The organism is Halorhodospira sp. 9628 (genome assembly GCF_022228075.1).
In the GTDB taxonomy this organism is placed as follows: domain Bacteria; phylum Pseudomonadota; class Gammaproteobacteria; order Nitrococcales; family Halorhodospiraceae; genus Halorhodospira; species Halorhodospira halophila_A.
On sequence record NZ_JAJNRF010000013.1, the window covers coordinates 60,715 to 69,078 of the forward strand.

Sequence of the window (8,364 nt, forward strand, 5' to 3'; positions counted from 1 at the left end):
GCGTTACAGCCCGCCGCCCCAGCTGTCCCGGCGGCGCGGGCGCAGGTGCGGCAGGATCAGTCCGAGGATCAGCCCGCCCACCAGCACGCCGGCGCCAGCCAAAAACCACTCCTGGCGGCTGCGCTCGGCGAGGGCGGAGTTCTGCTCCTCCAGCTGCTCGTTGCGCTCGAGCAGCCGCTCCACCCGCTCCTGGAGCTGTTCGTTGGCCTCGACCAGCTCGTAGCCGTCGCTGGCGGCCTCCAGGTCGGCCGCCAGCTCCTCGATGCGCGCCTCGGCCTCGGCCAGCTCCTCGCTCAGGGCGTCCTTCTCTTCCGCCTGCCCGGTCAGTTCGTCCTCCAGCTCTGCGATCCGCTCCAGGGCGGCGTCGCGCTCTTCCTCAACCCGGCCGATGCGCACCCGGGCCGGCGGCTCGGCCATCAGGAAGCGCTCCTGCACCCAGCCCTCGTCGCCGCGGTTGTCGCGGACGTAGATCCAGTCCTCCAGGGCCGCCTCGCCGAAGCGCTCCTCGGCATCCTCGGGGGGGTCGAGGACCTCCAGGGGGGCGCCGGTGCTCAGGAAGCGCTCGATGGCGTACTGCGAGCCGGCACCGGTGCGGAAGGAGATGCTGATCTCGTCGCCGACATAGGCGGTCTGCGCCGTGACGGAGGTCGCCGGCAGGGCGGTGACCAGGGCGGCGGAGAGGATGACGACGGGGGCGGACTTGATGCGCACGGATGTCGCTCCAGCTTGGCCAATACGATGGCGTCAGTTTAACAAGAAGCAATCGCCGGATGGTGATGGGCATCGGCGCCGCTCCGGACCGGGTGCGATTGCGTGCCGCGCGACAGCACCGCAGAATACCGGGCTTCCTTTCAGGAGGCCCCATGGAGCAGCGACCCGTACTGCGCCTGAAATCCGGCGAGGAGCGGCGCCTGCGCGCCGGTCATCTGTGGATCTTCAGCAACGAGGTAGACACCCACCGTACCCCCCTGCGCGGCTTCGCCCCCGGCGAGCAGGTGGTGGTGGAGGATGCCCGCGGCAAGGCCCTCGGCTGCGCCTACGTCAATCCCAACTCGCTGATCTGCGCCCGGCTGGTCAGCCGCGACGCCAAGGTGTCGCTGGATCGTTCCACCCTGGTCCACCGTCTGCAGGTGGCCCTGTCCATGCGCCAGCGCCTCTTCGCCGAGCCGTGGTATCGGCTGGTCCACGGCGAGGCCGACGGCCTGCCCGGGCTGGTCGTCGATCGCTTCGGCGACTGTTGCGTGGTTCAGCCCAACACCGCGGGCATCGAGCGGCTCCAGGCCGAAGTCCTGGATGCCCTGGCGAAGGTGGTCGGCCCGGCGCATGTGCTCTGGCGGGCGGATAACAACGTGCGCGAGCGCGAGGGGCTCGACCGGCGGGTGGAGTGGCTCGGCGCGCCCGGTCCGGAGGAGCTGGAGGTCCGCGAGGCGGGCCTGCGTTTCCAGGTGCCGTCGGTGAGCGGGCAGAAGACCGGCTGGTTCTACGATCAGCGGGGCAATCGCCAGCGCCTGGCGGCCTATGCCGAAGACGCCCGGGTGCTGGACGCCTATGCCTACGCCGGCGGCTTCGCCATCGCCGCCGCTGTGGCCGGGGCGCGCGAGGCGGTGGCCGTGGAGCGCTCCGCCGAGGCCTGTGATCGGATCGCCACCAACGCAGAGCGCAACGGCGTCGGCGACCGGGTGACGGTGGTCGAGGGCGAGGTGAACGACTACCTGGCGGTGGCCCGGCAGGAGGGGGAGCGCTACGACGTGGCGGTGGTGGACCCACCGGCGTTCATCAAGCGCCGCCGCGACCGCAAGGCCGGCGAGCGCGGCTACCGCAGCGTCAACGAGGCCGCGCTGCGTCTGCTCGGCCGCGACGGCGTACTGCTCAGCTGCTCCTGCTCGGCCCACCTGCCCGAGGAGCGGCTGTCGGGGATCCTGCTGGCCGCCGGGCGGCATCTGGATCGCTCGGTGCGCATCCTCGAGCGCGGCGGGCTCCCCGCCGACCACCCGATCCATCCGGCCATCCCCGAAACCGACTACCTCAAGGCGCTGTTCCTGCGCGCCGTGATCGCCACCAGCTTGCCCTGACCCCGGGTACGCTGCACCCTGTGAATCGTGCCCACGGAACCCTGATCAAGCATGCCCATCCCGCTCCCTCCCCGTGAAACCATCCGTGACGACGTCGCCCGCGCCCTGGCCGAGGACGTCGGCGGCGGTGATCTCACCGCCGCCCTGGTGCCGGCCAGCCGGCAGGCCGAAGGCCACGTCGTCGCCCGCGAGGCGGCGGTGCTCTGCGGCAGCGCCTGGTTCGATGAGGTCTTCCGGCAGCTCGACCGGGCCGTGGGGGTGCGCTGGCTTCACGGCGACGGCGATTGGCTGGAGCCGGGCACCGAGGTCTGCCGGATCCAGGGGCCGAGCCGGGCGGTGCTCACCGGCGAGCGCACGGCGCTGAACTTCCTGCAGTTCCTCTCCGGGACCGCCACCACGGCACGGCGCTACGCCGATGCCCTGGCCGGCACCGGGGTGCGGGTGCTCGATACCCGCAAGACGGTGCCCGGGTTGCGCGCCGCTCAGAAGTACGCCGTGCGCGCCGGCGGGGCCGACAATCACCGCTTCGGGCTGTTCGACGCCTACCTGGTCAAGGAGAACCACATCGCCGCCTGCGGCGGGCTCACCCCGGCCGTTGAGGTGGCGCGCCTGCGCGCCGCGGGGACGCCGATCACCGTAGAGATCGAGGACCTGGCGCAGCTCGACGAGGCCATCGCCGCCGGCGCCGATGTGGTGATGCTCGATAATTTCGATGCCGACGGCATCCGTCAGGCGGTGGAGCAGGCCGCCGGGCGGGTGGCCCTGGAGGTCTCCGGCGGGGTGGATCTGGACGCCGTGCGCGGTCTGGCCGCCACCGGCGTGGACCGTATCTCCGTCGGTGCCCTGACCAAGCACGTCCACGCCCTGGATCTTTCGCTGCGCCTCGACGCGGCCGGCTGAGCGGGCGCCCGCGGCGTCACCGGGGTGCCCCGGCGTGCGGTTTTCTGTCCGTTGAGCGTATTCCGGCCCGTTGCTAACCTGCGATTAACGGCGGTGCGCAGGAGGCGCGCCCGTGTTCCCGGGGACGTCCTTGATAAGGAGATCCCATGCCGTCGATCCCGGCCTTGAGTCCCTCCTGTCTGACCCGATCCCCGGCGGGCCGCCATGGGGCTATCCGCGCGCACTGCGGCCGCGCGCCTCTGCACCCCTATTCCGCGCCGGCGCCCGCCCGGGCTGCGCCCGATCCGGCAGGCGGCGGCGCCTTCCGGCAACAACACCTTTGAGCAAGGAGGTCTACATGCGCAAAGCTTCCCCACGCATTATCGGCGGCTGTGCCCTGGTCGCCGCCGGCGCCCTGGCAGCGAGCCCGGCGGTGGCCGAGCACGGCTTCTTCTTCAACTACAGCCATACGCCGGTCTACACCGCGCTCGACTCGGACGTGGAGGACAGCGATCTCTCCGCCAACGCCTTCGAGTTCGGCACCAGTGTGACCGACGAGCTGCGCGCCGGCGTCTACCACGAGCGCCTGGATGGTGAGGGCGGCAACACCGCCAACATCCAGGGCATCAGTGCCGAGTACGGCATGCTCGAGACCGGCGATTTCATGGGCAGTGTCGGCTTCATGGTCGGCAATGGTCGCTCCGACAGCGGCAACAGCCTGGTGGCGGACATCTACGGCCGCGCGGCGCTGCTGGCCAACGACCACGCCAACCTGAACGCCAAGCTCGCCTACCGCACCGTGCCGGACAGCGATTTTGCTCAGGATTTCGACGGTGCAGCGAACGACGCCAGTGACATGCACGGCTTCACGCTGAGTGTCGGCTTCGGCGTCCACTTCTAAGACGATCGCCCAAACGCCGCCTCCGCACCGCGGGGTGCGGGTGCGGGTGCAGCAGAACAGGCAACAGAGGAGGTTGACCATGCACAAGCATGCCAGGCACACCATCGCCGGCGTGGCCCTGCTCTCGGCCACGGCCTTCGCCGCCTCGGCCAGCGCCGAGACGTTCTTCTTCAAGTACGGCCACACGCCGGTCTACACCGCCTTCGACTCCGACGTCGAGGACAGTGATATCTCCGCCAACACCTTCGACTTCGGCGTCCATCTCAACGAAGACTTCCGCATGGGCGTCTACTACGAGCGGCTGGATGGCTTTGGAGGCACGACAGGGGACTTCCGTGGTCTGACTGCCGAGTACGATCTGGTTGGTGGTGTCGGCTTCGCCACCAGCGTCGGCCTGATGTTCGGGCAGGCCAGCGCCGACGTCACAGCCACCGACATCTACGGCCGTTTCGCCCTGGACACCGGGGACACCTCGGAGCTGTTCACCAAGATCGCCTACCGGGGGACGAACGCCGTAGACGACGAGTTAGACGCTTTTTCCGATGGCGATAGCCCCGACAACCTGGATGGCCTCTACCTGAATGTCGGCTTCGGCTTCGGCTTCTGAGGTCGCCCGTGGGTGCTCCACTTCCTTCGCGCTGATTCGGGCGCGCTGATCCCGTGGCCCTGCGGCCACCCCGGCTGCGGGGCCACGGGATCCTTTCTCGCTTCCTGGCTGTCTGCCTGCTTGGCCCGCTTCCTACCGCGGATGTCGGCGCCGCGCTTGCCTTGCCGCGTCGCTCTCCACTAGTCTCCGCCCATGCTCGTCTATCCCGATATCGACCCGGTCGCCATCCAGCTCGGGCCGGTGGCCATCCACTGGTACGGCCTGATGTACGTCGTCGGCTTCCTCGCCGCCTGGGGGCTGGGGCGCTGGCGGGCGCGTCGGCCGGACAGCCCGGTGACCGGGCAGCAGGTGGACGACTTGGTCTTCTTCGGCGCCCTGGGGGTGATTGTCGGCGCCAAGCTCGGCTACCACCTCTTCTACAACCTGGATGGCCTCGCCGCCGACCCGTTCGCCTTGCTGAGGCTCTGGGAAGGCGGCATGTCCTTCCACGGCGGGCTCCTCGGGGTCACCGCCGCGCTGGGGGTCTACGCCTGGCGCTACCGGATCCCGCTGCTGGGTCTGACCGATTTCGCCGCGCCGCTGGTGCCCATCGGCCTCGGCGCCGGGCGGCTGGGCAACTTCATCAACGGCGAGCTGTGGGGCCGGCCCTCCGAGGTCCCCTGGGCCATGGTCTATCCGCCCCTGGGCGACGAGGCACGCCACCCCTCGCAGCTCTATCAGATGGGGCTGGAGGGGATCGCCCTGTTCGTGCTGCTTTGGTGGTTCTCCGCCCGACCGCGGGCCCGCGGTGCGGTCACCGGTCTGTTCCTGACGGCGTACGGGGGCTTCCGCGCCTTCGTCGAGTTCTTCCGCATGCCGGATGCGCACATCGGCTACCTCGCCTTCGGCTGGCTGACCCTGGGCCAGGTGCTCACCCTGCCCATGATCCTCGGCGGGGTGGCGCTGTTGCTGTGGGCCTGGCGGCGCCCGGGCGCGGCCGCCTGATCCGCCGCCCAGCGCCGGGTTACAATCCCGCCCGGTTGCAACCATCGGTTCCGGCGCGCCGGAGGGGCGCACGGCGCCGGTCCCTACCAACGGCCTTGAAGGAGCACTGCATGGGAGTGATCCGCACGGGGCGTCGGCGCCCCGCATCCGGCTGGCGTCTGCTCGCCGCGCTGACTCTGCTGGCGCCGGCGACGGCGCTGGCGGTGGACTGGGGCGTCTACGGGCGTTTGAACCTGAGCATCGAGCGCTACGGCGGCGGCGGGTATGGCGCCTGGGATCTGGCCAGCAACTCCAGTCGCCTGGGCTTTGACGTCGAGCACCAGCTGGAGACCGGGCTGACCGTCCTCGGCGAGGTGGAGCAGCAGATTGCCTTCAACCGCGGTGACGGCCTGGAGTGGGCCTCGCGCAGTGCCCTGCTTGGCCTGCGCGAGTCCTGGGGCACCCTGCGCCTGGGTTACATGAACTCGGCGGTCAAGGACCTGCGCGGCCGTTTCGATCTGTTCAGCGGCGAGATGGGCGATTCGCGCAACATCCTGCGCGGCGAGCACAGCCCGCACTTCGACAGCCGCTTTCCAGCCGGGGTGCGCTTGACCACGCCGGAGGGCGAGGGGTGGGGCTTCGATCTGCACTACAGCTTCGATACCGGTGACGAGGAGGATAATCCCAAGCCGCCGGCGGACGACAACGAGCGCCAGGCCTACGCCGCCGTGGTCGACTACCAGTGGCCGGCGCTGCGCCTGGCCCTTGGGACCGAACGGTTCTTTGGCGACGAAGACGAGGATGAGGGCGAGGTCTTTCGCCTCGGCGCCGATTGGGCGATCGGGGACGACTGGACGCTGATCGGCTTTGGCCAGCGTTCCAAGGAGGCGTGGGATACGGACAATGGCCAGGAGGACGCCGACGGCTACGGACTCGGCCTGCGCCACCGTCTGGCCGACGACCTGGAGCTGCGCGGGCAGTACTACGCCATCGATGTGGATGAAAGCGGCCACGGCGGGCGTATGGCGGTGATTGGCGCCGTCTTCCACGCCGATGAGCGGACCCGGCTCTACGTCACCTACGCCAACCTGAACAACGACTCGAAGTCCCAGCTGGTGCCCTGGTACCACGGCCGGGTGGCCGGTCCCGAGGGTGAGGAAGCGGGGGTGCGCGACGGTAGCTCCACCTGGGCGGTGGCCAGCAGCGTGCGCGTCGACTTCTAGCGTTTAGCCTTCCCTCGTACCGAGGAGGGTGGCAGCCGGTTGTGTCCCTGCGCGGTGGAGGCCCGGGTGCGGGGTCTCGGCCGCAGGGATGCGGCCGTGAAGCCTCCAGGGATGGATGGACGGCGTCCCCGCGCCCGGGCCTCAACCGCGCAGGCGATACGCCCCTCTATCACGCGTCGCCGTTGGCCGGCGTCCGCCCGAGCAGCGGCAGCCCCGCCCGATCGGCGATCCGTTTGCGCGCCTCGTCGGCCAGCTGCCGGCGGTCCCGCTCCGCGGCCGGGATGGGGTCCAGGAAGTGGATGTGGACCTCCACCCCGTGTCCGGCCGCCCACCAGGCGCTGTCCAGCATGCGACGCTCCGGCACCAGTTCCCCCAGATCGTCACCGCGGTGGCGCGGACGGTAGCCGATGGCCACCGGCTGCACTGCGGAGTCGGCCTCGTGGGCGGCACGGAACAGCCGCGGGCGGAACGGCTGGATGCCGAATTCGGTGCTGATCCGGCCCTCGGGGAAGAAGATCACGGCATCGCCCCGGCGCAGCCGCTCGGCCATCTCGCCGGCGGCCCGCTGCGCTGCGCCGCTGTGGCCGCGGCCGATGAACAGGGTGCCGAGGTTGCGGGCCACGCGGCCGACAATCGGCCAGTCGCGCAGCTCCGCCTTGCTCAGGAAGGTGTCCGGCACCAGGGCGAACAGGGCAACGATGTCCAGCCAGGAGAGGTGGTTGGCCACCAGGAGGGCGCCGCGCTGCGGGCGACCGTGCCGGTGAAGGCGGACGCGCATCAGGGCCATGAGGATCCGGTTCCACAGGGCCGCCGCGTGGCGCCCGAGCCGCCGCGAGAGCAGGCTGGCCCCGGTGACCCACAGCCCGCCGAGGAGCAGGTGGACGAGGGCCAAGGCGAGGATCAGGGCCGCCCGTACGCGGCGGGCCACGCTCATTCGCCGTGCCCCGCGCGCCGCTCGACGAGCCGGCGGATGACCCGCGAGAGCCCGTCGTTGAGCAGCTCATGGTCGTCGAGCAGCTTGGCCTGCCCGTCGGCCACGGCCGCGGCGAGCGCCTCGGTGCTGCGCTCGAGGACTTTGAAGCCGGCCCGGTTGGCGAAGATCAGCCGACCATCGGCGGTGTGCCCGGCCAGCCGGACGCGCAGGCGCTCGCCCTGTGCCCCGCCGATCTCCATCCAGGTCCCTTCGGGCAGGGCGGCCACCCGGCGCACGTCCCCCTCGCGGTGGCTCGCCGCGGCGGTATCGTCGTTCCTGGCGCTGAATTGGGCCAGCCCCGGATCGCCGCGGGTCAGGCAGTTCAGGTACTCGGCCTCCAGGGCGCGGAGCACCTTGCTGACCTCGAAGGGGTCATGGAGGACCTCGCGCAGGCCGTCGGCCACCTCGTGGAGGAGCAGGGGGATCTCCAGGACCAGCCGTCGGCGCGAGGTGGCATCCGGCGGGGTGTCGACGCTCCAGACCAGGCGCTCCATCACCGCGCAGTGGCGGACCCAGTTCTCAGAGTCCGCGCCGTCGCTCAGGTGGATCAGCAGCAGCAGCCGTGCCCAGGCGTCCCGGATCAGCTGCTCGATGAGTGCCGGCGGCCGGCGCCCCTCCAGGCAGCGCTCGATCTCCTCGCTGACCCGCTGCCGGGCCGCCTCCACACGGTCGCGGCTGCGCACGGCGCGTGCTGCGAATCGGGTTTCGTCGGCGACGCTGGTCGCCGCCCCCCCGCCCCCCGGGGG

General features: G+C 70.7%; 9 protein-coding genes. 6 read left to right on the forward strand and 3 right to left on the reverse strand.

Annotation, left to right across the window (positions count from 1 at the left end; all coding sequences use genetic code 11):
• Positions 1-3: 3 nt before the first annotated feature.
• Complete coding sequence (locus LRG10_RS11625) at positions 4-711, reverse strand: TIGR04211 family SH3 domain-containing protein (RefSeq protein WP_238635656.1); 708 nt, start codon at positions 709-711, stop codon at positions 4-6.
• Positions 712-863: 152 nt separating this feature from the next.
• On the opposite strand from LRG10_RS11625, the gene LRG10_RS11630 reads away from it, so the two are divergent.
• From LRG10_RS11630 to LRG10_RS11655, 6 genes are all read left to right on the forward strand, one after another.
• Positions 864-2,072 (forward strand): class I SAM-dependent rRNA methyltransferase, encoded by a 1,209-nt coding sequence (locus LRG10_RS11630; RefSeq protein ID WP_238635657.1) that lies wholly within the window; start codon positions 864-866, stop codon positions 2,070-2,072.
• A 51-nt stretch (positions 2,073-2,123) separates the two neighbouring features.
• Positions 2,124-2,972: a carboxylating nicotinate-nucleotide diphosphorylase gene (gene nadC / locus LRG10_RS11635; RefSeq protein ID WP_238635658.1), complete on the forward strand. Its 849-nt coding sequence runs from the start codon at positions 2,124-2,126 to the stop codon at positions 2,970-2,972.
• Between the two features lie 337 nt (positions 2,973-3,309).
• On the forward strand, positions 3,310-3,852 hold the full coding sequence (locus LRG10_RS11640; RefSeq protein WP_238635659.1) for a hypothetical protein: 543 nt from the start codon (positions 3,310-3,312) through the stop codon (positions 3,850-3,852).
• 79 nt (positions 3,853-3,931) lie between these two features.
• Complete coding sequence (locus tag LRG10_RS11645; protein WP_238635660.1) at positions 3,932-4,459, forward strand: hypothetical protein; 528 nt, start codon at positions 3,932-3,934, stop codon at positions 4,457-4,459.
• A 192-nt stretch (positions 4,460-4,651) separates the two neighbouring features.
• Positions 4,652-5,443: a prolipoprotein diacylglyceryl transferase gene (lgt, locus tag LRG10_RS11650; RefSeq protein WP_238635661.1), complete on the forward strand. Its 792-nt coding sequence runs from the start codon at positions 4,652-4,654 to the stop codon at positions 5,441-5,443.
• Between the two features lie 110 nt (positions 5,444-5,553).
• A complete protein-coding gene (locus tag LRG10_RS11655; protein WP_238635662.1) occupies positions 5,554-6,645 on the forward strand; it encodes a porin in 1,092 nt (363 codons plus the stop codon).
• A 169-nt stretch (positions 6,646-6,814) separates the two neighbouring features.
• Here LRG10_RS11655 and LRG10_RS11660 read toward each other — a convergent pair whose 3' ends face one another.
• Both LRG10_RS11660 and LRG10_RS11665 read right to left on the reverse strand, forming a co-directional pair.
• Entirely contained in the window at positions 6,815-7,579 is a 765-nt protein-coding gene (locus LRG10_RS11660; protein ID WP_238635663.1) for a 1-acyl-sn-glycerol-3-phosphate acyltransferase, read from the reverse strand.
• A partial coding sequence (locus tag LRG10_RS11665) for a DUF1631 family protein (protein ID WP_238635664.1) occupies positions 7,576-8,364 on the reverse strand: 789 nt, incomplete at its 5' end. The genes LRG10_RS11660 and LRG10_RS11665, both read right to left, overlap by 4 nt.

Bases quoted from the DNA above. Each gene is read 5' to 3' on its own strand.
- LRG10_RS11630 (WP_238635657.1), top strand. From the start codon at position 864: ATGGAGCAGCGACCCGTACTGCGCCTGAAATCCGGCGAGGAGCGGCGC.
- nadC (WP_238635658.1), top strand. From the start codon at position 2,124: ATGCCCATCCCGCTCCCTCCCCGTGAAACCATCCGTGACGACGTCGCC.
- LRG10_RS11640 (WP_238635659.1), top strand. From the start codon at position 3,310: ATGCGCAAAGCTTCCCCACGCATTATCGGCGGCTGTGCCCTGGTCGCC.
- LRG10_RS11645 (WP_238635660.1), top strand. From the start codon at position 3,932: ATGCACAAGCATGCCAGGCACACCATCGCCGGCGTGGCCCTGCTCTCG.
- lgt (WP_238635661.1), top strand. From the start codon at position 4,652: ATGCTCGTCTATCCCGATATCGACCCGGTCGCCATCCAGCTCGGGCCG.
- LRG10_RS11655 (WP_238635662.1), top strand. From the start codon at position 5,554: ATGGGAGTGATCCGCACGGGGCGTCGGCGCCCCGCATCCGGCTGGCGT.
- LRG10_RS11660 (WP_238635663.1), bottom strand. From the start codon at position 7,579: ATGAGCGTGGCCCGCCGCGTACGGGCGGCCCTGATCCTCGCCTTGGCC.